This is a genomic window from Streptomyces sp. NPDC002935, assembly GCF_040611295.1.
In the GTDB taxonomy this organism is placed as follows: domain Bacteria; phylum Actinomycetota; class Actinomycetes; order Streptomycetales; family Streptomycetaceae; genus Streptomyces.
The window spans coordinates 1-21,571 of record NZ_JBEXNW010000042.1 but is presented as its reverse complement, the minus strand read 5'-3'; the positions used below and the strand labels follow the sequence as shown (position 1 = coordinate 21,571).

The 21,571-nt window shown below is 69.6% G+C and carries 19 protein-coding genes, 1 tRNA gene and 1 pseudogene; 9 read left to right on the top strand and 12 right to left on the bottom strand.

Going from position 1 to position 21,571, the window contains the following annotated elements:
• Positions 1 to 20: 20 nt before the first annotated feature.
• The gene (locus tag ABZX90_RS37600) at positions 21 to 1,520 is read left to right on the top strand and encodes an MFS transporter (RefSeq protein WP_355212736.1); all 1,500 of its coding nucleotides are present in this window, start codon (positions 21 to 23) and stop codon (positions 1,518 to 1,520) included.
• 19 nt (positions 1,521 to 1,539) lie between these two features.
• On the opposite strand, the gene ABZX90_RS37595 is transcribed toward ABZX90_RS37600, so the two are convergent.
• Both ABZX90_RS37595 and ABZX90_RS37590 read right to left on the bottom strand, forming a co-directional pair.
• Positions 1,540 to 2,946: an FAD-dependent oxidoreductase gene (locus tag ABZX90_RS37595; protein WP_355212734.1), complete on the bottom strand. Its 1,407-nt coding sequence runs from the start codon at positions 2,944 to 2,946 to the stop codon at positions 1,540 to 1,542.
• 10 nt (positions 2,947 to 2,956) lie between these two features.
• Positions 2,957 to 3,610 carry a rhomboid-like protein gene (locus tag ABZX90_RS37590; RefSeq protein WP_355212731.1) on the bottom strand — a complete coding sequence of 218 codons (654 nt, stop codon included), beginning with the start codon at positions 3,608 to 3,610 and terminating at the stop codon, positions 2,957 to 2,959.
• 178 nt (positions 3,611 to 3,788) lie between these two features.
• Here ABZX90_RS37590 and ABZX90_RS37585 point away from each other — a divergent pair, with 178 nt between their 5' ends.
• Positions 3,789 to 4,268 carry a GNAT family N-acetyltransferase gene (locus tag ABZX90_RS37585; protein WP_351120710.1) on the top strand — a complete coding sequence of 160 codons (480 nt, stop codon included), beginning with the start codon at positions 3,789 to 3,791 and terminating at the stop codon, positions 4,266 to 4,268.
• Between the two features lie 71 nt (positions 4,269 to 4,339).
• On the opposite strand, the gene ABZX90_RS37580 is transcribed toward ABZX90_RS37585, so the two are convergent.
• A tRNA-Thr gene (locus ABZX90_RS37580) sits at positions 4,340 to 4,413 on the bottom strand.
• A 239-nt stretch (positions 4,414 to 4,652) separates the two neighbouring features.
• On the opposite strand from ABZX90_RS37580, the gene ugpC reads away from it, so the two are divergent.
• From ugpC to ABZX90_RS37565, 3 genes are all read left to right on the top strand, one after another.
• Positions 4,653 to 5,789 carry a sn-glycerol-3-phosphate ABC transporter ATP-binding protein UgpC gene (gene ugpC, locus ABZX90_RS37575; RefSeq protein WP_351120754.1) on the top strand — a complete coding sequence of 379 codons (1,137 nt, stop codon included), beginning with the start codon at positions 4,653 to 4,655 and terminating at the stop codon, positions 5,787 to 5,789.
• A gap of 231 nt (positions 5,790 to 6,020) precedes the next feature.
• Entirely contained in the window at positions 6,021 to 6,470 is a 450-nt protein-coding gene (locus ABZX90_RS37570; protein ID WP_351120755.1) for a hypothetical protein, read from the top strand.
• 183 nt (positions 6,471 to 6,653) lie between these two features.
• Positions 6,654 to 7,385 (top strand): nucleotidyltransferase family protein, encoded by a 732-nt coding sequence (locus tag ABZX90_RS37565; RefSeq protein WP_351120757.1) that lies wholly within the window; start codon positions 6,654 to 6,656, stop codon positions 7,383 to 7,385.
• Between the two features lie 128 nt (positions 7,386 to 7,513).
• Here the strand turns inward: ABZX90_RS37565 and ABZX90_RS37560 are convergent, their stop codons facing one another.
• The 6 genes from ABZX90_RS37560 to ABZX90_RS37535 form a co-directional block, all read right to left on the bottom strand.
• Positions 7,514 to 9,214 carry a DoxX family protein gene (locus ABZX90_RS37560; protein ID WP_355212726.1) on the bottom strand — a complete coding sequence of 567 codons (1,701 nt, stop codon included), beginning with the start codon at positions 9,212 to 9,214 and terminating at the stop codon, positions 7,514 to 7,516.
• A gap of 117 nt (positions 9,215 to 9,331) precedes the next feature.
• On the bottom strand, positions 9,332 to 10,276 hold the full coding sequence (gene rlmB, locus ABZX90_RS37555) for a 23S rRNA (guanosine(2251)-2'-O)-methyltransferase RlmB (RefSeq protein ID WP_351120761.1): 945 nt from the start codon (positions 10,274 to 10,276) through the stop codon (positions 9,332 to 9,334).
• Positions 10,277 to 10,395: 119 nt separating this feature from the next.
• Positions 10,396 to 11,796: a cysteine--tRNA ligase gene (gene cysS / locus ABZX90_RS37550; protein ID WP_351120763.1), complete on the bottom strand. Its 1,401-nt coding sequence runs from the start codon at positions 11,794 to 11,796 to the stop codon at positions 10,396 to 10,398.
• Between the two features lie 140 nt (positions 11,797 to 11,936).
• Entirely contained in the window at positions 11,937 to 12,515 is a 579-nt protein-coding gene (gene ispF, locus ABZX90_RS37545) for a 2-C-methyl-D-erythritol 2,4-cyclodiphosphate synthase (RefSeq protein WP_355212722.1), read from the bottom strand.
• Complete coding sequence (gene ispD / locus ABZX90_RS37540) at positions 12,505 to 13,257, bottom strand: 2-C-methyl-D-erythritol 4-phosphate cytidylyltransferase (RefSeq protein WP_351120765.1); 753 nt, start codon at positions 13,255 to 13,257, stop codon at positions 12,505 to 12,507. The genes ispF and ispD overlap by 11 nt, the downstream gene beginning before the upstream one ends.
• 346 nt (positions 13,258 to 13,603) lie before the next feature.
• Positions 13,604 to 14,086, bottom strand: coding sequence for a CarD family transcriptional regulator (locus tag ABZX90_RS37535; protein WP_003953493.1), 483 nt, complete (start codon positions 14,084 to 14,086; stop codon positions 13,604 to 13,606).
• Positions 14,087 to 14,796: 710 nt separating this feature from the next.
• On the opposite strand from ABZX90_RS37535, the gene ABZX90_RS37530 reads away from it, so the two are divergent.
• Complete coding sequence (locus ABZX90_RS37530) at positions 14,797 to 15,450, top strand: DUF461 domain-containing protein (RefSeq protein WP_351120767.1); 654 nt, start codon at positions 14,797 to 14,799, stop codon at positions 15,448 to 15,450.
• Between the two features lie 167 nt (positions 15,451 to 15,617).
• On the opposite strand, the gene ABZX90_RS37525 is transcribed toward ABZX90_RS37530, so the two are convergent.
• A complete protein-coding gene (locus tag ABZX90_RS37525; protein ID WP_043441515.1) occupies positions 15,618 to 16,298 on the bottom strand; it encodes a response regulator transcription factor in 681 nt (226 codons plus the stop codon).
• Positions 16,295 to 17,572: an ATP-binding protein gene (locus tag ABZX90_RS37520; protein WP_351120769.1), complete on the bottom strand. Its 1,278-nt coding sequence runs from the start codon at positions 17,570 to 17,572 to the stop codon at positions 16,295 to 16,297. Before ABZX90_RS37520 ends, ABZX90_RS37525 begins: the two co-directional genes overlap by 4 nt.
• Positions 17,573 to 17,816: 244 nt before the next feature.
• On the opposite strand from ABZX90_RS37520, the gene phoU reads away from it, so the two are divergent.
• The 3 genes and pseudogenes from phoU (at position 17,817) to ABZX90_RS37505 (ending at position 20,024) form a co-directional block, all read left to right on the top strand.
• The gene (phoU, locus tag ABZX90_RS37515) at positions 17,817 to 18,506 is read left to right on the top strand and encodes a phosphate signaling complex protein PhoU (RefSeq protein WP_351120771.1); all 690 of its coding nucleotides are present in this window, start codon (positions 17,817 to 17,819) and stop codon (positions 18,504 to 18,506) included.
• A 735-nt stretch (positions 18,507 to 19,241) separates the two neighbouring features.
• Positions 19,242 to 19,460, top strand: a pseudogene (locus tag ABZX90_RS37510) (ribosomal protein L7/L12); the annotation flags it as partial.
• The gene (locus ABZX90_RS37505; protein WP_355212778.1) at positions 19,449 to 20,024 is read left to right on the top strand and encodes an HAD domain-containing protein; all 576 of its coding nucleotides are present in this window, start codon (positions 19,449 to 19,451) and stop codon (positions 20,022 to 20,024) included. The pseudogene ABZX90_RS37510 and the gene ABZX90_RS37505, both read left to right, overlap by 12 nt.
• Positions 20,025 to 20,079: 55 nt before the next feature.
• On the opposite strand, the gene ABZX90_RS37500 is transcribed toward ABZX90_RS37505, so the two are convergent.
• Positions 20,080 to 20,454 carry a DUF805 domain-containing protein gene (locus ABZX90_RS37500; RefSeq protein ID WP_355212716.1) on the bottom strand — a complete coding sequence of 125 codons (375 nt, stop codon included), beginning with the start codon at positions 20,452 to 20,454 and terminating at the stop codon, positions 20,080 to 20,082.
• Positions 20,455 to 21,571: the final 1,117 nt, after the last annotated feature.

Genomic DNA, 21,571 nt, shown 5'->3' with positions numbered 1-21,571 from the left:
TTCCATGGTCTTCTGGCCGGGTGAGTGTCACCCGGACAGGTGAACCAGAGGCGCCCGTGGGTCCCGACCGCCACCGTTGGTGGGCGCTGGTGATCATCGCGCTCGCCCAGCTGATGGTGGTGCTGGACGCGACCATCGTGAACATCGCGCTCCCTTCCGCTCAGCACGACCTCGGCATGTCCGACGGCAACCGGCAGTGGGTCATCACGGCGTACACGCTGGCCTTCGGCGGGCTGCTGTTGCTCGGCGGCCGGATCGCCGACCTCGTCGGCCGCAAACGCACGTTCGTCATCGGGCTGATCGGCTTCGCCGTCGCTTCCGGGATCGGCGGCGCGGCCAACACGTCCGGCATGCTCTTCGCCGCCCGCGCCCTCCAGGGCGCCTTCGCCGCTCTGCTCGCGCCCTCCGCGCTGTCCCTGCTGACCACGACGTTCACCGATCCGAAGGAACGCGGTAAGGCCTTCGGTATCTACGGGGCGCTGGCGGGCTCGGGCGCCGCGATCGGCTTCATCGTGGGCGGCCTGCTGACGGAGTACCTGAACTGGCGCTGGTGCCTGTACGTCAACATCCCGATCGCGGTCATCGCCGTCATCGGCGCGTTCGGGCTGCTGCGCGACCGGCCGGGCCACAAGAACGTCCACCTCGACGTGCCCGGCGCGGTGCTGGGCTGCGGCGGACTGGTGGCGATCGTCTACGGGGTCAGCGAGGCGAACTCGCGCGGCTGGACGGACTCGTTGGTGCTGGGCCTCATCGCGGGCGGCGTCGTGCTGCTGGCAGCGTTCGTGTGGTGGCAGAACAGGGCGCCGAGCCCGCTCCTGCCGCTGCACATCATCAAGGACCGCAACCGCGCGGGCTGCTTCCTGACGATGGGGCTCGCCGTCATCGCCCTGTTCGGCATGTTCCTGTTCATGACCTACTACCTCCAGGTCGTCCTCGGGTACTCGCCGGTGAAGACCGGTCTCGCGTTCCTGCCGCTGACCGTCGCGATCATCATCGGTTCGACGCAGATCTCGGCGCGGCTGCTGCCCCGAGTGGCGCCGCGCACGCTGATGGTCCCGGGCACGATCCTCGCCGCCAGCGGCATGGTGATCTTCACGCAGATGACCGTCGACTCCGACTACGCGGGCCAACTGCTGCCCGGTCTGCTCCTGACGGGTCTCGGCATGGGCCTGACCTTCATGCCGGTCTTCGCCACCGCGACCGCCGGGGTCGCCCCGCAGGACGCGGGCGTGACCTCCGCGACGGTCAACACCTCGCAGCAGGTGGGCGGTTCGATCGGCACGGCGCTGCTGAACACCATCGCGACCACCACCAGCACGGCGTACATCGCCGCCCATCTCCACAATCCCGCCCAGAAGGCGCTGATCGTCCGGGAGGGCGTCGTCCACGGCTACACCGTGGCCCTCTGGTGGGCCACCGGCATCCTGCTGCTGGCCGGCCTGGTCGCGGGCCTCATGGTCACCGCGAAGGCCCCGAAGCAGGCCGCGTCGGGCGCGGCGGTCCCGGAGTCCGTGGGCTGACCGCTCCGGCGGTGCCTGTTCAGTGGCGCCCCGACAACCGGTCCGCGAGCTGCGCCAGCCGGGACGACTCCGCGCTGTGGGTGGTCAGTTCGCGGCGGTCGGCCGTGCGGTAGGTCGCGTACATGCCGTGGACGCCGATCCAGCGGAAGGGCTCCGGTTCCCACTTGCGGACCTTGTGGTCGACCCAGGGCAGGGCGGTCAGGTCGGTCGTGCCCGCCTGGCCGGAGTCCAGCTGCACGAGGTCGCGCAGGGTGCGGGCGGCGAGGTTGGTGGTGGCGACGCCGGAACCGACGTAGCCGCCGGCCCAGCCGAGGCCCGTCGAGCGGTCCAGGGTGACCGTGGCGCACCAGTCGCGCGGGACGCCGAGAACGCCCGACCAGGCGTGGGCCACCTGGACGCCGGTCAGCGACGGGAAGAAGCGGACGAGGATCTCGTACAGGGCGTCGATGGTCGCCTGCTGGGTGCGGCCGTCGTTGTCGGTGCGCGATCCGAAGCGGTACGGGACACCCCGGCCGCCGAGCGCGATGCGGTCGTCGGCGGTGCGCTGGGCGTACATGTACGCGTGCGCCATGTCGCCGAGCGTCTCGCGGCCCTCCCAGCCGATCGTCGCCCACTGATCCGCGGTCAGCGGCTCCGTCGCGATCATGGAGGAGTTCATGGGCAGCCAGGTGCGCTTCTGGCCCTTGAGGTTCGCGGTGAAGCCCTCGGTGCAGCGCAGGATGTAGGGGGCGCGGACGGTGCCGTACGGCGTCACCGCGTGCTTCGGGCGGATCTCGGTCACCGGTGTCTGCTCGTGGATGGTGACGCCGAGTGCCTCGACGGCCGCGGCGAGGCCCTTGACCAGCTTCACCGGGTGCAGCCGGGCCCCGTGCGGGGTCCAGGCCGAGCCCACCGCGTCCGCGACCCGGATCCGCTCGGCGGTCTCCTTCGCGCCGTACAGCTCGCGGTCCTTCTCGCCGTACGACAGCTCGTGCGCGTGGAAGGCCTTGAGCCGGGCCAGTTGGGCGGGCGTGTACGCCACTTCGAGGACGCCGCCCTGGTGGATGTCGGCCTCGATGCCCTCCTCGGCGGCCACCCGGACTACCTCGTCCACGGTGTCGTTCATGGCCTGCTGGAGGCGTACGGCCGCCTCCTGGCCGTGCAGCTTCGCGTACCGGTCGCGGCCGGCGATGCCGTTGTAGAGCCAGCCGCCGTTGCGGCCCGAGGCGCCGTAGCCGCAGAACTTCTGCTCCAGGACGGTGACGCGCAGGAAGGGCGCCGCCTTCTTCAGGTAGTACGCCGTCCACAGTCCCGTGTAGCCGCCGCCGACCACGACGACGTCGGCGGACGCGTCACCGGGCAGCGGCTCGCGGGGTGCGGGCAGACCGTCGTCCGCGTACCAGAAGGAGATGCCACCGTTCACGACCTTGCTCGCCGAACCGCTCATGAGCTGGACGTTAACCCCGAAGAGCGGCCACTGTCTCCTTCGGATTCCATGCTTTTCCGCGCCCTCTGACCAGCGGATAACAGGCGAGACCGATCAGAACGGAGGCGAAATGCCCGAGATCGGTGAGGGTGCGCGCGGTCAGGAACGGAACCCCGTACACCGCCAGCACGATCACCAGATACGGGTACCGCCAGGGCGCCGCGATCCGGTACGTGAGCACGCCGATCACCCCCGCCAGGGCGTAGCTCACCCCGATGTCGAGGGTGTCGACCGCGGAGTGCGGTGCCATGCCGTGCCGGATCGCCCACAGCAGCGCACCCTCGCTGATCAGCGTCGACAGCACGTGCGCGGCCGCGTTGACCGCGAGCCAGCGGGCGGTTCCGAGCCAGCGTTCGGCCGGCGCCTGGAAGACGGTGTAGAGAACGGCGTACGGCAGCCAGTGCCCGCCGTCGATCCACATCGCGCTGGCGAACAGCACCCGCACCGGGTTGTTCGACAGCTCATGGATGTTCGTCGAGCGCTGCCGCAGGAAGTCCGCTTCGAAATCCGGAGACATGTGGTGCATGGCCACCGTGGTGATGAAGAGAATCGCCAGCCAGATGTACGTGCCCGGGGCGCCGCGCACGTACATCCACACCCTGTGGAAGCCCCGGTCAATACGCATGACCCGATTCACCCATGCCGTCAGTGTCCCTTATGTGATCGACATCCCGGACGGTCCGACCGCGTCACGCGCGAAGCCCGCGGAACTCCCCGGAGGAACTCGAGAACAGCTGTCGACCGGCCCCGGACCGTCTGGAGCGGGACGGCGTCCGCCGGACCGCCGGAGCTAGTCTCGCCGCATGATCCGTACCGCGACCCCCGACGACATCCCCGTCATCCACGCCCTGGTCCGTGAACTCGCCGCGTACGAGAAGGTCCCGGAGGAGGCGAGGGCGACGCCGGAACAACTGCGCGAGGCCCTGTTCGGGGAGAACCCGGCCGCGTACGCGCACATGGCGGTGGACGACACCACGGACGAGCCCGTCGGCTTCTCGCTGTGGTTCCTGAACTTCTCGACCTGGCGCGGCGTCCACGGCATCTACCTGGAGGACCTGTACGTACGCCCCACCGCGCGCGGCGCCGGCCACGGCAGGGCGCTGCTCACGGAGCTGGCGCGGATCTGCCGGGAGCGCGGCTACCAGCGCCTGGAGTGGTCCGTCCTGAACTGGAACCGCCCCTCGATCGACTTCTACGAGTCGCTGGGCGCGCGCCCGCAGGACGAGTGGACGATGTACCGCCTGACGGACGAGGCACTGGACGTCCTCGGAAAGCGCGGCTGAGCCCCGAAACGGAAGGCCCACGACCGAGGGCGGCGCGGATGTCCCGCGCCGCCCTCGACGACGTAATCCCGAGCCCCCTGTCGGATTCGAACCGACGACCTACGCATTACAAGTGCGTTGCTCTGGCCATCTGAGCTAAGGAGGCCTGCCGCGCGCGCGTGGCGTACGTGCCCGTGCAGTGTACCCACGTCACAGCGGGCCCCTGTCGAAAGTTTCCGCGAACTTCACCGGTCTCGGAGTACTGACAGAACGCATGAACGCCAGGTAGCGTCCTGAGTCGGTTCACTCATGTGGACTACACCACTATGGGCGTTTCCATAGTGGATCACCACCTTTACAACGGATCGTCCGGCACGTTCCTGCCGGTGAAGGGGGCCCATCACCATGGCCACTGTCTCGTTCAACAAGGCGACCCGCATCTACCCGGGTGGCGACAAGCCCGCCGTCGACCAGCTCGAGCTCGACGTCGCGGACGGCGAGTTCCTCGTCCTCGTCGGTCCCTCCGGCTGCGGAAAGTCCACCTCCCTGCGCATGCTCGCGGGTCTCGAGGACGTCAACGCCGGCTCGATCCACATCGGTGACCGCGATGTCACGCACCTGCCGCCCAAGGACCGGGACATCGCCATGGTGTTCCAGAACTACGCGCTGTACCCGCACATGACCGTCGCCGACAACATGGGCTTCGCGCTCAAGATCGCCGGCGTCAACAAGGCCGAGATCCGCCAGAAGGTCGAGGACGCGGCGAAGATCCTCGACCTCACCGAGTACCTCGGCCGCAAGCCGAAGGCCCTCTCCGGCGGTCAGCGCCAGCGTGTCGCCATGGGCCGCGCCATCGTGCGTGAGCCCCAGGTCTTCCTCATGGACGAGCCGCTGTCGAACCTCGACGCCAAGCTCCGCGTCTCCACGCGTACGCAGATCGCCTCGCTCCAGCGCCGTCTCGGCATCACCACGGTCTACGTCACCCACGACCAGGTCGAGGCCATGACCATGGGCGACCGCGTGGCCGTACTCAAGGACGGTCTGCTCCAGCAGGTCGACTCGCCGCGCAACATGTACGACCGCCCGGCCAACCTCTTCGTCGCCGGCTTCATCGGCTCCCCGGCCATGAACCTGGTCGAGGTCCCGATCACCGACGGCGGCGTGAAGTTCGGCAACAGCGTCGTCCCGGTCAACCGCGAGGCCCTGAAGGCCGCCTCCGACAAGGGCGACCGTACGGTCACCGTCGGCGTCCGCCCCGAGCACTTCGACGTCGTCGAGCACAACGGCGAGGCCGCCAAGTCGCTCTCCAAGGACACCGAGGACGCCCCGGCCGGCCTCGCCGTCTCCGTGAACGTCGTCGAGGAGCTCGGCGCCGACGGCTACGTCTACGGCTCCGCCAAGGTCGACGACAAGCTCACGGACCTCGTCGTCCGCGTCAGCGGCCGCGCCGTCCCGGACAAGGGCGCCACGCTCCACGTCGTGCCGCGTCCGGGCGAGATCCACGTGTTCTCCACCTCGACGGGCGAGCGCCTGTCCGACTGACGTCCGCGTCATCCGGGCCGAACGCACACCCCTCAGGGGTCGAAATTCACCCAAGTTGACGAAGAGGGCCCCGCAGCCTGCTGCGGGGCCCTCTTCGTTGTCGACAAATACCCCGGACCGGGCATTTCGATATCTGTGCGTCAACGCACTACCCAGAAGACGCAGTTTCCCCATCCCCCGAACCGGTGACTAAATGTCGCCACATCATCACCCCGCGCTACCCTCACTCGCGTGAAGCACTCCACCACTAACCAACGGACCCGGCGTGGCCGTGGCCCCGCCCGCCGGATCGGCCGCACCCTCGCCCTCGTTCTGCCTGTCGTCCTGGTGCTCTCCGGGACTCTCGCGGTCACCCGAGTCAACTGGTCGGGGAACCCCTCGAGCTCGGTGCTCACCGCGTCCTCCGAAGACGTCTCGACACGAGCCGTCTCCCGTGCCCCGCAGGACGTCCTGCGCGACAAACTTCTCCTGGAACTCCAGGAGAAGAACCCGGGCGTCGCCCTCACTCACCTCCAGCAAGAGGTGAACGGCCGTCCGTCGCTCGCGAAGCACTGCGTCTCCATCGCCCGCGCCCTGGGCCGCGCCGCGGTCCGTGCGTACGGCCCCACGCGCGCCCAGTCCTTCGCCCGGCCGGTCTGCGACACATCGTTCGCCTCGGGGGTCGCGGCCACCCACATCTGAGGTCACCGCCCCCTGCCCGGGGCACGCTCCCCTCGGAGGCCACAGCTCTCTCCGAGGGGCACCCTTCCGCGCCCGCCGTCCCACGGCTTCGCGAACCGTCCGATTCCGGGCCGTCCGGCAACAGCTGATTAAGGGACGGTTGCCGCAGGAGGCCGCGTGCGGGGCGCCACGTACAGTTCGGGCATGACCGATCCGAACGCCGCGCCGCGCCCCGTTCAAGCCGTTGTCCTGGCCGGCGGCCAGGGTTCTCGGCTGCGTCCCTACACCGACGACAGGCCCAAGCCGATGGTCGAGATCCCCGGCACGGGGACACCGATCATCGGCCACCAACTGACCTGGCTCGCCGAGGAGGGCGTCACCGACGTCGTCGTCTCCTGCGGGCACCTCGCCGAGGTCCTGCAGAAGTGGCTGGACTCGGCCGACCTCCCGCTCAACGTCACGACGGTCGTCGAGACGGAGCCCCTCGGCCGCGGTGGCGGCCTCAAGTACGCCGCGGCGCACCTCCCGCACCCCGACCTGCCCTGGTACGCGACGAACGGTGACATCTGGACCCGTTTCTCGCTGCGCGACATGGCGGACTTCCACGCCGAGCGTGACGCGGTCGCGACCCTCGCGCTGGCCCGCCCCCGCATCCCCTGGGGCGCCGTCCAGACGGACGGCTTCGGTCACATCACGGACTTCATCGAGGCCCCGCCGTCCACGTTCGAGATCAACGCGGGCGTCTACGTCTTCTCCCCCGAGTTCACCGGGATGCTCCCCGAGCGCGGCGACCACGAGCGCACCACCTTCCCCCGCCTGGCCCGCGAGCGTCAGCTGGCCGGCTTCCCGATCCCGCAGGGCGCGTACTGGCGCGCCATCGACACCGCCAAGGACCTCACGGAGGCGGCGAAGGAGCTCGCGGCCCTGGGCCGCTAGAGACGCCAGGAAACGCCCTCCCGGCCTCACGAGAGCTGCCCGGGCACAAGAGAACGCCGCAGAACGACGACAGGGCCCCGCACGCGATCGTGCGGGGCCCTGTCGTCGTCCTGCGCCTGGCCGGTGGGTCAGCCCAGCAGGCCGCCCACCAGGCCCGGCTGACCGCCGGTGGACGCGTTCCCGCCGGTGGAGGTGCCGCCCGTGGAACCGGCGCCGCCCGTGCCTCCGGTGCCGCCGGTCGACGTGCCGCCGCTGCTGGTGGGGCCCGCGCTGCTGCTCGGGGCCTGGTCGACCGGCGAGGACTGCTGGGGCGGGGCCTGGCCGCTGCCCTGCGTCTGGCTGGGCTGCCCGCCGCCGACCTGGCCTGTCTCCTGGGCCGCGCCCGGTGTGGTGGCCGCTTGCGACGGCGTCGAGGAAGCGCTCCGGGTGGGCGTCTGAGAGGCCGAAGGGGTGGCCTTCTCGTGCCGCTTGCCGGGCGTCTCGGGGAGCGGGGAGCCGGGCAGTTCGTTGCGCGGGGCCTCACCGGGACCGGGGACGACGATCCGGTCGGAGTCGCGGACGGCGCCGCCGAGGAGCGAACCGATGAGCAGGGTGAGTCCGACGACGATGGCCGTGATGATCGCGCCGCGGCGCAGCACACGCGCGCGCAGGTCCCAGATGTCGGTACGCGGACCCAGCGTGCGCCAGGCCTCACTGGCCAGCCGCCCGTCCGCGGAGTAGACCGGGGCACCCGCGATGATGAGCGGGGACCAGGCGGCGAGGTAGATGATGTCGGGCGCGTCGTACGCGGGCACCGTCTTCCAGCTGACCGTGACGATGAGCGCCGCCGACAGCATCGCGCCGACGACGGCGGCCACCCGCTGCCACAGCCCGAGGACGGTCAGGACGCCGACGATGACCTGGAAGAAGGCGATGACGAGCCCGGAGCCGACGGGGTGCTGGAGCGCGAACTGCCGCAGCGGCTCGGCGACTTCCCACGGGTGCAGCGTGTTGAGCCACTTCACCATGGAGCCGCGCTTGCCGCCGTCGAAGTAGACGGGGTCGCAGAGCTTGCCCATGCCGGCGTAGATGGAGATGAACCCGAGGAAGACGCGCAGCGGGAGCAGCACGACGCCGAGGTTCATCCGGCGGCCCGGGTGGTACGCGTGCCGGACCGGATCGGAGCCGCTCCGCTTGCCGGGGGCGTCACCCGCCGTCCCGTCGAGGTCGTCGTCCTCGAAGTCCGCGTCCCCGAAGTCGGCGTCCGCGTAGGCCAGTTCGTCGTAGGCCAGTTCGTCGTAGGCGCTGCCCACGCCGCGCATATGGGGCAGCAGCCGCTGCTCCTCGCCGAGGGGTGCGCGCTGACTGCCGACGAGGGGCGTCTCGACCGTGTCGACGGTCAGATCGCCCGCGTAGCCGGGCTGTTCGCCGATGCGCGGGATGACCTGGGTCGAGCCGGCGTGAGCCGTCGGCCCCGCGGCGCCGTGGGTCACGCCCGCGTTCCGTGCGGCCTGGAGCAGGCGGTGGGCGCCCGTGTCGTCCGGCGCGGACTTCCCGCTCCAGACGACGGGGGCCCGGCGGCGGGCCCCGTCGGCCGGACCGGCCTCACCCGCTCTGCCCGGCGCACCCGCGACGGGGATCCGCGAGGTGTCGCCGGAGCTCAAGTGCCGTGCGATGCGCGGGGACTGGCCCCGCGCCGCGCCCGCCAGCTGAACGCGGAAGCTCGCATGATTGACGATGACCTGCGCCGGATCGCTCGGCACCTTCACCATGCTCAGCGCGGGAACGTCGTCGAATCCCGACGAGCGGTCCCCCGTGGGTGTGCGGGGTGTTCTGGTGTCCACACTCATCTAACCGAGTGACGCGTGGTTAGGACACTGCTTTGCCCACGCCGATCTGTCCGGACCGCGTCAAGATCGTCCAGAACATCCCGATTGTCCCACGAGGGCGACCGCCAGGACGTTTGTTCAGGCGCGTCGCCGCGCGGCCTCGTACAGCACAACTCCCGCGGCCACACCGGCGTTCAGCGACTCCGCGCCACCGGGCATCGGGATCCGCACCCGGAAGTCGCAGGTCTCGCCGACCAGCCGGGACAGGCCCTTGCCCTCGCTGCCGACGACGATGACGACGGGGCCGCCCAGCGCCTCCAGCTCGCCGACCTCGACCTCGCCGTCCGCGGCGAGTCCGACCACGACGAGGCCGGCCTTCTTGTACGACTCGAGGGCCCGCGTCAGGTTGGCGGCGCGCGCGACGGGCGTACGGGCGGCGGCACCGGCCGACGTCTTCCAGGCACCGGCGGTCATGCCGGCCGCACGGCGCTCGGGCACGACCACGCCATGGCCGCCGAAGGCCGAGGCGGAACGCACGACCGCGCCGAGGTTGCGGGGGTCGGTCACGCCGTCGAGGGCGACGATCAGCGGGTCCTGGCCCTCGTCGTACGCGGCGGCGGAGAGGTCCTCGGGGTGCGCGTACTCGTACGGCGGGACCTGGAGGACGAGACCCTGGTGGTTGAGCCCGTTGGTCATGCGGTCGAGCTCGGGACGCGGGGCCTCCATCAGGTGGATGCCGCCGCGCTCGGCGACGAGCTGGAGCGCCTCGCGGACCCGCTCGTCGTTGTCGATGAACTGCTGCACGTACAGCGTCATCGCGGGGACGCCCTCGCGCAGCGCCTCGACGACGGAGTTGCGCCCGACGACCATCTCGGACGTGCCCTTGCCGCCGCGGCCCTTGGGGTGGGCGGGGCGGCGGACGATCTGCTTCGCCTTGGCGTTGGCGACGCGGTTCTTCTTGTGACCCTTGCGCGCCTCGGCGGGCGGGGTCGGACCCTTGCCTTCCAGGCCCCGGCGTCGCTGGCCGCCACTGCCGACCTGCGCGCCCTTCTTGCCGGACATGCGGCGGTTGTTAGCAGCCATGACCTACCTGTCTGTGTGAGGCGTGCGTACGTATGTATATGAAGTGTGCCGCCCGGAGGTCCGGGCGGCACAATCGATCAAGGCCGACGGAGGTCGGCCGGGGCCGCCGGAGCGGTCGCTCAGCGCGGTCCGAGCGTCCAGCGCGGCCCCTGTGGGCCGTCCTCGATGACCAGGCCGGACTGGTTGAGCTGGTCGCGGATGGCGTCCGCGGTGGCCCAGTCCTTGCGGGTGCGGGCGGCCTCGCGCTGGTCGAGGACCATCCGGACGAGGGTGTCGACGACGCCGTGGAGGTCTTCGCCACGGTCGCTCTCGTCGGCCCACTGCGGGTCGAGCGGGTCGAGCCCGAGGACGCCGAGCATGGCCCGTACCTCGGCGAGGCGGGCTACGGCGGCTTCCTTGTCGTCGGCGGCCAGGGCGGAGTTGCCCTGGCGGACCGTCGTGTGCACGATGGCGAGCGCCTGCGGGACGCCGAGGTCGTCGTCCATCGCCTCGGCGAACGCGGGCGGCACCTCGGCGGACGGCTCGACGACGCCCCCCGCCTTCTCGACGACCCGCTGCACGAAGCCCTCGATGCGCGCGAACGCCGACTCGGCCTCGCGCAGCGCCTCTTCGCTGTACTCGATCATCGAGCGGTAGTGCGGGGTGCCGAGGTAGTAGCGCAGCACGATGGGGCGCCACGCCTTGACCATCTCGGACACGAGCACCGAGTTCCCGAGGGACTTCGACATCTTCTCGCCGCTCATGGTGACCCAGGCGTTGTGCACCCAGTACTTCGCGAACTCGTCGCCGAAGGCCTTGGCCTGCGCGATCTCGTTCTCGTGGTGCGGGAAGATCAGGTCGATCCCGCCGCCATGGATGTCGAAGACGCTGCCCAGGTACTTGTGGGCCATGGCCGAGCACTCCAGGTGCCAGCCGGGACGGCCCCGGCCCCAGGGCGTCTCCCAGCTCGGCTCGCCCGGCTTCACGGCCTTCCACATGGCGAAGTCACGCGGGTCGCGCTTGCCGGTCTCGCCCACCCCGGAGGGCTGCTGGAGGTTGTCGAGCTCCTGGTTGGAGAGCTGGAGATAGCCGTCGTACGACCGCACGTCGAAGTAGACGTTCCCGTCGGCCGCGTACGCGTGACCGCGCTCGATGAGCCCCCGCATCATCTCGATCATCTCGGGGATGTGGCCGGTGGCACGCGGTTCGTACGTGGGCGGCAGGCAACCGAGCGCGTCGTAACCGTCGTTGAAGGCGCGCTCGTTGTCGTAGCCGATGGACCACCAGGGACGGCCCTGGTCGGCCGACTTGGCGATGATCTTGTCGTCGATGTCCGTGACGTTCCTGATGAACGTCACGTCATAGCCGCGGTACTCGAACCAGCGGCGCATGATGTCGAAGTTGAGGCCCGAGCGGATGTGCCCGATGTGCGGTGCGGCCTGCACGGTCGCGCCACACAGGTAGATCGAGACGCAACCCGGCACGAGCGGGGTGAAGTCACGAATCTGCCGGGCGCTGGTGTCGTACAGGCGAATAGTCACCACTCCAGGGTAGTGGGCCCTGGGTAGTGCCCCGCGACCCTTCCCCCGCGGGCGCCATGTATTCGTGACATACGGGGGACGGCCCGGCCCGTCCGGCCTTCGAGGACGAGCCTTTCGGGCGAACGGAACCTTCCCCGGTGTCAGCCCGTACGGACGACCAGTGCCGTGGCGACCGCCATCAACCCCTCGTCCCGGCCCGGGAAACCGAGCCCGTCCGTGGTGGCGCCCGACACCGACACCGGCGCCCCCACCGCGTCCGACAGGATCTTCTGGGCCTCGTCCCGCCGCTTGCCGATCTTCGGGCGGGGTCCGACGACCTGGACCGCGACGTTGCCGACGGTGAAGCCGGCCTCGCGGACGATCCGCGCCGCCTCCGTCAGCAGCACGACGCCCGCCGCCCCGGACCACTCCGGGCGCCCGGTACCGAAGTGGGCCCCGAGATCACCGAGGCCCGCCGCCGAGAACAGCGCGTTGCAGGCGGCGTGCGCGACGACATCCGCGTCGGAGTGCCCGGCGAGTCCGGGCCCCTCCCCCTCCCACTTCAGGCCGGCACACCACAGCTCCCGCCCTTCCTCGAAGGCGTGGATGTCGGTGCCGATCCCGACCAGCGGGATCACGAGACCCGGAACCGGACCCGGACCGGAGCCCTGCCCCTGCGTCTCTCCCTGTGCCTGTGCGTGTGCCTGTGCGGTCGTCCGCTCGGGAGTCTCAGAACCCATCGTTCAGCCTCCGCCGTGCGAGAACCGCCTCCGCCAGCACCAGATCCAGCGGCCGCGTCACCTTGAACGCCTCTTCGTGTCCGGGCACGACCACGACCGGCACACCCAGCTGCTCGACCATGCTCGCGTCGTCGGTCACGTTGTCGGTGACGGTCTCGTGGGCCCGCAGAAGCGTCGCGCGGTCGAAGCCCTGGGGCGTCTGCACGGCACGCAGCCGCGCCCGTTCGGGGGTGGCCACCACCGGCTCGGGCTCCCCGGTGACCGCCGCGGGCTCGACCTCCTTGACGGTGTCCGCGAGCGGCAGCGCCGGTACGACGGCGGGCGCGCCGTCCCGTACGGCCTCGATGACGGCGTCCACGGTGTCGACGGGGACGAGCGGCCGGGCCGCGTCGTGCACGAGGACGATGTCGATGCCGGGCGGCAGCGCGTCGAGCCCGTACTTCACGGACTCCTGGCGGCTGTCACCGCCCGGGACGACGAGGAAGTCGGTGCGGTCGGGCAGCGCGTGCGCGTCGAGCAGCGTCTTCACCTCGGCCGCGCCGTCCGGCGGAGCCACGACGACGACCAGGGAGACCGCGCGGGACGCGGCCATCGCGCGGACCGCGTGGATGAGCATGGGCGTGCCGTTCAGCGCGCGGAGCGCCTTGGGAGCGCCCGGACCGAGGCGCACACCCCGTCCGGCGGCCGGAATCACGGCGGCGGTACGGGCCCCCGACGGCGAAGAGAGCGAAACGTCAGACATCGGTTCCTGTCAGGTTTGTGTGCTCGACCGGGATGGGTATGGCCTGGGGGTACCCCCTGCTCGGAGAGCTGGGGGAGTGCCGGGCGCGACGCCTTGACCGGACCCTTCCGTGACAGCCGGTCGAGTCGACCGCCCGGGTCGGCACCCCAAGTATCGGATACGCCGGTATACCGCGGGGAAGCCGATGCCGGGTGAACGTCCGGTTTACCGAATGGGTGCGGGTACGAACATGCCGCAGCGCCCGGCGACAGCAATTGCGTCATCGGGCACCGCGGCATTTCATTGCGCTACAGCGCGGGCTTGGGCGTACGTCAAGACGACAGGCGTCTCGGCGACTGAGCCGGCGTCAGGACGCGAGAACCTCGTCGAGCAGGGCCTCGGCCTTGTCCTCGTTGGTGTTCTCCGCGAGGGCGAGCTCGCTCACCAGAATCTGGCGCGCCTTGGCGAGCATGCGCTTCTCACCTGCGGAGAGTCCGCGCTCGCGCTCACGACGCCACAGGTCACGCACGACTTCCGCGACCTTGATGACATCGCCGGAGGCGAGCTTCTCCAGATTTGCCTTGTAGCGACGCGACCAGTTCGTGGGCTCCTCGGCATACGGCGCGCGCAGCACCTCGAAGACCCGGTCCAGCCCGTCCTGACCGACCACATCACGCACGCCGACGAACTCCGCATTGTCCGCTGGCACACGTACCGTCAGGTCACCCTGGGCGACCTTCAGCACCAAGTAGGTCTTGTCCACGCCTTTGATCTGGCGAGTTTCGATGGCCTCGATCAGCGCGGCCCCGTGATGGGGATAGACCACGGTGTCGCCAACCTTGAACGTCATGTGACAGGTACCCCTTCCGTGGCTATCCAGAGTAACACGGAAACGGCGTCTTCTGAATGGCGTTTTCGCAGGTCAGGGCATATCTCGGGGCTTGACAACCGCAACAGGAACGTGCTGCGAGGGGCGAGCGGAAGAGGGTATTCGCAGGTCGGAGCGGCTGTCCAGGCGGAGTGAAACGCGTACGTTACACACACCCGAAGCCTGCACCCAGGGTCCGAACATCCCGTTTTGTCCGGCTCCAAGAGCGCGAGTTCCGCTACTCCGTTCGATGAGCGGAGCCGAGTACGAGACGAATCCGGAATTGATCAAGATGTTCGATGATCACGTACTGATCGGCCCTCGATGACCCCGTGATCCATTTCCAGGAGGCCCGGGCATTCATTCCCCGAAATGCGCAAGCCTAAGTCCGAGGAACTTATGTGAATGGCGGACAAGGGCGCGATCAAAGTAGCCGACGCGCCGCAGGAGCGGGATACGAGGAGCCGGGGCGCACACCCGGCGCAACGGAGCCCGCGGGCGCATGTCCCGCGACCCGTCCTCACCCGGAGCACCCCCGCTCACCCCTTGGGCTGGCAAAGTCGGCGGCTTGGGGAGGGTCGGGTGCGGCGGCGCGGGAACGGATCGGTAACCTAAGGCCGCTGACAGACCCTTAGGGCGGCTTTACACAGACGTCGTCCTGCTTCGCCCACGTTCAAGGAGTTGCCGCCGCCGTGAGCAGCAGCCTTCGACGCGGCTCACTCGCCGCCGCAGTCATCGCGTTCTCGATCGCCTCGCTCGCCGCGTGCGGTGCCGGCAACAACGCCCAGACGTTGGAGGTCAAGCCGGACAACGCGGCCACCTCCGTGGGCGACATCAAGGTCCAGAACGCGCTCGTCATCACCCAGCCCGACGTCAAGGCCGAGGGTCCGGCGGTGATCTCCGCGACGCTGTTCAACAACGGCACCACCGCGCAGACCGTGGACTCGATCAACGTCGCGGGCGAGGGCACCGCCCAGATCACGCCCGCCGGGGGCAAGGGCAAGCTGACCGTCCCGGCCGGCGGCTCGATCGTCATCGGCGGCAAGGGCAACGCCTCCGCGGCGCTGGCCAACCCCTCCGAGACCGTTCTGAACGGCAGCGTCCAGAAGGTCACCTTCGGCTTCAGCAAGACCGGTGACGTGAGCCTGAGCGCCTTCGTCGTCCCGGCCGAGAGCTACTTCTCCAAGTGGGGCCCGAGCGACATCCCGGCGGCGCCGACGCCTTCCGAGGCCCCGTCCACCAAGCCGTCCGAGTCGGCCACGGGCTCCCCGTCCGAGTCCACCTCGGGCGAGCCGGGCACCAGCGCGACGGGCACCGCTTCGGCGTCGGAGTCCGCCGCCCAGTGAGCTGACGCCGGGCGCGCACCAGGCCCGTACGCGCTCCCGGCAGTCCGTACGACGAAGGGCGGGACCCCTCCTGGAGGGGTCCCGCCCTTCGTCGTACGGACTGCGCAGTGCCCTGTGCTCTGTGCTCTGCGTCGTGCTCCAGGCTCGCACCGGGAGGTGGGGACGGTTTACGGCTCGAACTTGTAGCCGAGACCGCGCACCGTCACCAGGTACCGGGGCGCGCCCGGGTCCGGCTCGATCTTCGCGCGCAGGCGCTTGACGTGGACGTCGAGGGTCTTGGTGTCACCGACGTAGTCGGCGCCCCAGACCCGGTCGATGAGCTGCATACGGGTCAGCACACGGCCCGCGTTGCGCAGCAGCATCTCCAGGAGGTCGAACTCCTTCAGCGGAAGGTCGACCTTGGAGCCGGAGACGGTGACCACGTGGCGGTCGACGTCCATCCGGACAGGACCGGCCTCAAGGGCCGCCGGGGCGACCTCCTCCGGCTCCCCGCGGCGGCGCAGGACGGCCCGGATACGGGCGACCAGCTCCCGGGAGGAGAAGGGCTTGGTGACATAGTCGTCGGCTCCTATTTCGAGCCCGACCACCTTGTCGATCTCGCTGTCCTTGGCGGTGACCATGATCACCGGGACGTTGGAGCGGCCACGCAGCTGGCGGCAGACCTCCGTGCCGGGCAGCCCCGGCAGCATCAGGTCGAGGAGGACGAGGTCGGCGCCGTTGCGCTCGAACTCGTCGAGTCCGTCGGGCCCGGTGGTCGCGATGGCGACCTCGAAGCCCTCCTTGCGAAGCATGTACGACAGGGCGTCGGAGAAGGACTCCTCGTCCTCGACGACGAGCACACGGGTCACGGAAGGACCTCCGGGGCAGGAAGCGGTTCGTACGGGGATGTGACGGTGGAAGTCCCGTCGGGCTGCCCGGTCTCGTCCTCTTCGTCGAGTCCGGGCATGTGGTGATCGGTCACGCGGTCGCGGGCCGCATTCGCCTCCGGCAGCCGCAGGGTGAACGTGGAGCCCTGACCCTCGGAGCTCCACACCGTGACCTCCCCGCCGTGCGAGGCGGCCACGTGTTTGACGATCGCCAGCCCGAGACCCGTACCGCCGGTGGCACGGGAGCGGGCCGGGTCGACACGGTAGAAGCGCTCGAAGATGCGCTCCTTGTCCTTGTCCGAGATGCCGATGCCCTGGTCGGTCACGGCGATCTCGATGTGTTCCCCACCAGGTGCCGTCACCCGGCGGGCGGCTATCCCGACGCGGGTGCGGGCGGGCGAGTAGTTGACGGCGTTCTCGACGAGGTTGCCGAGGGCGGCGGCGAGCTGGCCCCGGTTCCCCCACAGGCTGAGGTCGGCGGTGCCGCCGGCGGCCATGGTGATCTGCTTCGCGCCGGCCTGGTGGCGGGAGCGGTCGATCGCCTCGGCGACCAGTTCGTCGACGCGGACGGGCTCGGCGTCCTCCAGGGGGTCGTCGTTCTGCACCCTCGACAGGTCGATGAGCTCCTGGACGAGGTTGGTGAGCCGGGTGGCCTCTATCTGCATGCGCCCGGCGAACCGCTCGACGGCCTCCGGGTCGTCCGAGGCGTCCATGACGGCCTCGGAGAGCAGGGAGAGCGCTCCGACGGGAGTCTTGAGCTCATGGCTCACGTTCGCGACGAAGTCCCGCCGTACTGCTTCTATGCGGCGCGCCTCGGTCAGGTCCTCCACCAGAAGGAGGACGAGCCGCGATCCGAGGGGCGCCACACGCGCGGAGACGGCGAGGGCCTCACCCCTCCCCGTCCCCCTTCTCGGCAGGTCCAGCTCCACCTGACGTATCTCCCCGTCACGACGGGTGTCACGCGCCATGTGGAGCATCGGTTCGACAGCCAGTTTGCCGCCGCGCACCAGTCCGAGGGCGTACGCCGCCGAACTGGCCTTGACCACGGCGTCCGCTTCGTCGAGTACGACCGCCGAGGACCTGAGCACGGACAGCACGGTGTCGACACCCGCCGGAAGCACCGCGTCCGTGTGCAGAGATGTGCGGGTCGGTCGTTTCTGGTCGCGCTCGCTCCAGCGGAACGCCAGCATGGCGATGACACCGGTGAGCACTCCGGCGATCGCTGCCGCTGCGGCGACCGCCGCGTTCACGTCCATGCACCCAGGTTAGGCATGCCGTCGCTCCTGGCCACAGCCATCCGGGTGCGACCTCGAACACTCGTCGCCCAGAGTTCACCCAGGAGCCAGAAGTGGTTCATTTGGGGTGCCGGAAACGGACGCGTACGGGCCTGACCGTGGGAGCGTGGGGTTCACGGGTCCGTACGGCGGCCGTACGGCGGCCGGAACAGCCAGGTCCCGGACCCCGGACCCCCCAAAGCTGACGTAGGAGAGGGACAACCACATGCGTGACGCGTATCACGAGGAACTTGACTCGATCGGCGACGGCCTGGTCGAGATGGCCCGGCTCGTCGGGTCGGCGATCGGGCGCGCCACGACGGCGATCCTCGACTCCGACCTGAAGCTGGCCGAGAGCGTGATCGCGGCCGACCAGAAGGTCGACGATCTTCAGCACGATCTGGAGGCGCGGGCGATAGCCCTGCTGGCCCGCCAGCAGCCGGTGGCGACGGATCTCCGTATCGTCGTCACCTCGCTCCGTATGTCGGCCGACCTGGAGCGCTCCGGCGACCTGGCCCAGCACGTGGCCAAGCTGGCCCGGCTGCGCTTTCCGGACCGCGCGGTCCCGCACGACCTGCACGCCACGGTCCTGGAGATGGGCCAGCTCGCCCAGCGCCTGATGGCCAAGGCCGCCGAGGTCGTCATCACCAAGGACATCGATCTGGCGATGCAGCTGGAGCAGGACGACGACGAGATGGACCTGCTGCACCGGACGCTCTTCCAGCACCTGCTGGACGACAAGTGGCAGCACGGCATCGAGACGGCCGTCGACGTCACCCTCCTCGGCCGCTACTACGAGCGCTTCGCCGACCACGCCGTCTCGGTCGCCAAGCGCGTGGTCTACCTGGTCACGGGCGAACACGCCGACGAACTCCAGCCGGACATCCAGCCGGTCACGGGAGTCGAGGGGGCGTAGCCCTCTCCGGTCGGGCCAGGGCCCCCGGCCCGACCCGGCTCCCCCGGACGGGCGCAGCCCTCTCCGGACGTACGAAGCCCGCGGGCCCAGCCTTCCCCAACGGGGGACGACTGGGCCCGGCCTCGTTCCCGGACGGGCGAAGGCTGCAGGCCCAGTCCCTTCGGCCGGCGGTGAATGGTGCCTGCGCGTTCCTCCCCCGGCGGGCGAAGGCTGCGGGCCGATCTCTCGCCGACGGGCGAAGGCAGCGCGCCCAGCCCGCGGACCGCCCCGCGCGGGATTCGCACCCCTGGCGCGTGAGACGCCTCAGTGCGCCGTTGATGCGCCCGCCCGACTGGGCATGAGATGGGCGACAGAAGCTGTGCGGCGCAGCGTGCCTCGCACACTTCCGTGCCTGAAGGAGGGACCCATGGCCGAATCCCCCAGCACGCCCGACCCGACCCAGAGCCGGGACACCCAAGAGCCCGCCGAGATCAAAAGTCTCCCGTTGTTCGGCGCCTGCGGTTGCGGCTCCGGCTGCGGCTGCGGCTGCCAGTCGGGCAACCCCTGCCAGTGCGGCTGATCGCGTCTTAGGTACGTCCAGGAGGGCCCCGCCTTCACGGCGGGGCCCTCCTGCGGCTGCCGCGACTGCCGCGACTGCCGAACCGTCTCCCTGCGGCTTGCTGAGCCGGTGGGAATCGAGGCGACACGGCGGCCGAGGGCTCGTATTCTCCGGACCGGAAAGGGACGGGGAGAGCGATGACGGAGTACTTCCTCCTGGTGTGCGACGACGTGCCCCATGACGTGGTGCTCACCGACCCTGGCCCCCGTGGACTGGACACGGCCCACGTCGTACGCCGACTGACCGGACTGAGCCTCTGGCGCAGCAAGGTCCTCGCGGACAGGGCCCCGGTCGTGATCCTCGACGGCGTACCCAAGGAGACTGCAAAGGCAGCGGTCGCGGCTCTGCTCGACGCGGGGGCACAGGCAAAGGCGAGGGAACGCCAGGTCCAGCGGCGCCCCCTCCTCTTCCTCGACGTCGACGGCCCCCTCATCCCGTTCGGTCCGTCGCCCGGTCGGGAACAGCTTCCTTACTCGGGCGCCGATTCGTCCCCTGATCAGGGGAACCCACTGCTTGGGCGGCTCGACGAGTCCGTGGGCCCACGCCTGATGGCGCTGGGGTGCGAGCTGGTGTGGGCCTCGACGTGGATGTACGAGGCGAACGAGTCCGTCGGCCCACGGCTCGGGCTGCCCTGGCTGCCTGTGGTGGAGTGGCCCGAGACCTCCTCCGCCGACGACGGCCCACGCGGCCTGCACTGGAAGACCCGCACCCTGGTGGAGTGGGCGGACCGCCGCCCGTTCATCTGGGTCGACGACGAGATCAGCGCGATGGATCGCCTCTGGGTCGCCGCGCAGCACGAGGGCCCCTCACTGCTTCACCGTGTCGACCCGGCTGTGGGCCTGGACGAGCAGGACTTCTCCGTCCTCGCCGACTGGCTCCGTACGGCCGTACCGGACCTCGCCTCGGGAGCAGGTGGCTAGCTGCCTGCGACCGGCACCGATCGCAGGGGCCCTCGGGCTTCTTGCCGCCGGAGGGTCAGATGTGCGCGCCTATGTACTTCGGTACCGGGCCGTACTCGTTCTCTCCGGGCTGGCTGTCGCTGCAGTAGAAGACCAGCAGGACGACGTCGCCGATGAGTGGAATCAGTCCGATCAGGAGCCACGAACCGCCGCGGCCCGTGTCGTGCAGACGCCGGACGCGCACGGCGAGCGAGGGGAGGAACAGCGCCAGCGCATAGAACGCATACAGCACATAGGGCGCACGGAGCGGACCGAAGCCCAGCTCAGCTCCGGCCACGACCAGCACCAGGCCGATCACGTAGCTCAAGAGACTGAACATCCAGAACTCGGCGCGGCGTGCGCGCCCGCTGAACGTCGCGTACTTCTTGAGCACGTCTACGTACCAGTGCATGTCGTGCCCCCACGGCCGTCATCGGACGCCCGTCTTGAAGTGATCGAGCACGCGGAACCTACGGTTCCCGTCCGGCGCAGGTCAAGACACGTCATCGGTCGTCATTGGTCGTTGTGCTGAGGAGGTGCCGGTTGCACGTGCCGGCACCCCTGGACCGGCTCCGCCTCCGATCCCCGATCGGAGCCGCCCTCGCTACCAGATCCACATCCCGCCCCGCGAACGGAAGTTGAGCGGAAGGCGTCTCAGTCCAGTCTCTTCCCCATGCGCGCTGAAAACTTCTCCGTGTCCTTCGTGTGCCACCACTCGAATAGGTGGGTGCGCTCAAGGAACCTCCGTGGCCCTGTAGTCCTGAAAGCCTTCAGGTGAGCGCTTTGCCGATCCCTGCCGAATGCACCGGCCAGGACGCGTCAGGCGTGGTCTACAGTTCCTGCCCGTGACACGGATAGATACGACGCTCGCCCTCATCGCCCGCCGACGTGGTCGGGGATTCCACTTTTACTACTTCGGTGGGACAGGGTGGCTGGTGGGGCTGACGTGCCTCATCGTCGTCGTAGCACTCGCCACGTGGTGGCACGTCTCAAAGCAGCGCGCCGAGACGACGATCGAAGAATGAGCGGCACCGGCGCCGGCACAGCATCACCCGGGGGTCGGCATGATCCTCAACCCACCACTCCCCCAGCTTCCAGCCCGTCTACCGGGTGCCTACGAGTGGCGGCGCCCCACCGACGTCCGACGGACCAGCCAAGCAACTGACGGCCCAGAGACGGCCCAGCCCCACCAAAAAGCCCCCGCCCTGCGAGAAACTCGCTGGCGGGGGCTTATCGGCGTCGCGTTCTCTACTTCTTCTTGCCCTGGGTCTTGCCGGAGATCTTGGTGAGCTGCGTTTCCGCAGGTGTGGGCAGTGCTCCCACATGTCTCAGTGGTCGTCATCGGTCGTCGTTGGCCACTGCCGAGCAGCGTCGGACGGCCCAGAGACGGCCCAGACTCGCATCACTGTCGGCCACAACCACTCTGCCTCAGCATGCCGGTCACTCATACATCGTGGCTGCCGTGAGCGCGTGGGCGAAGTACGTCCAGTTGCCGTCCGCCGGCAGAACTTCCCCCAAGTTGCGCTCGT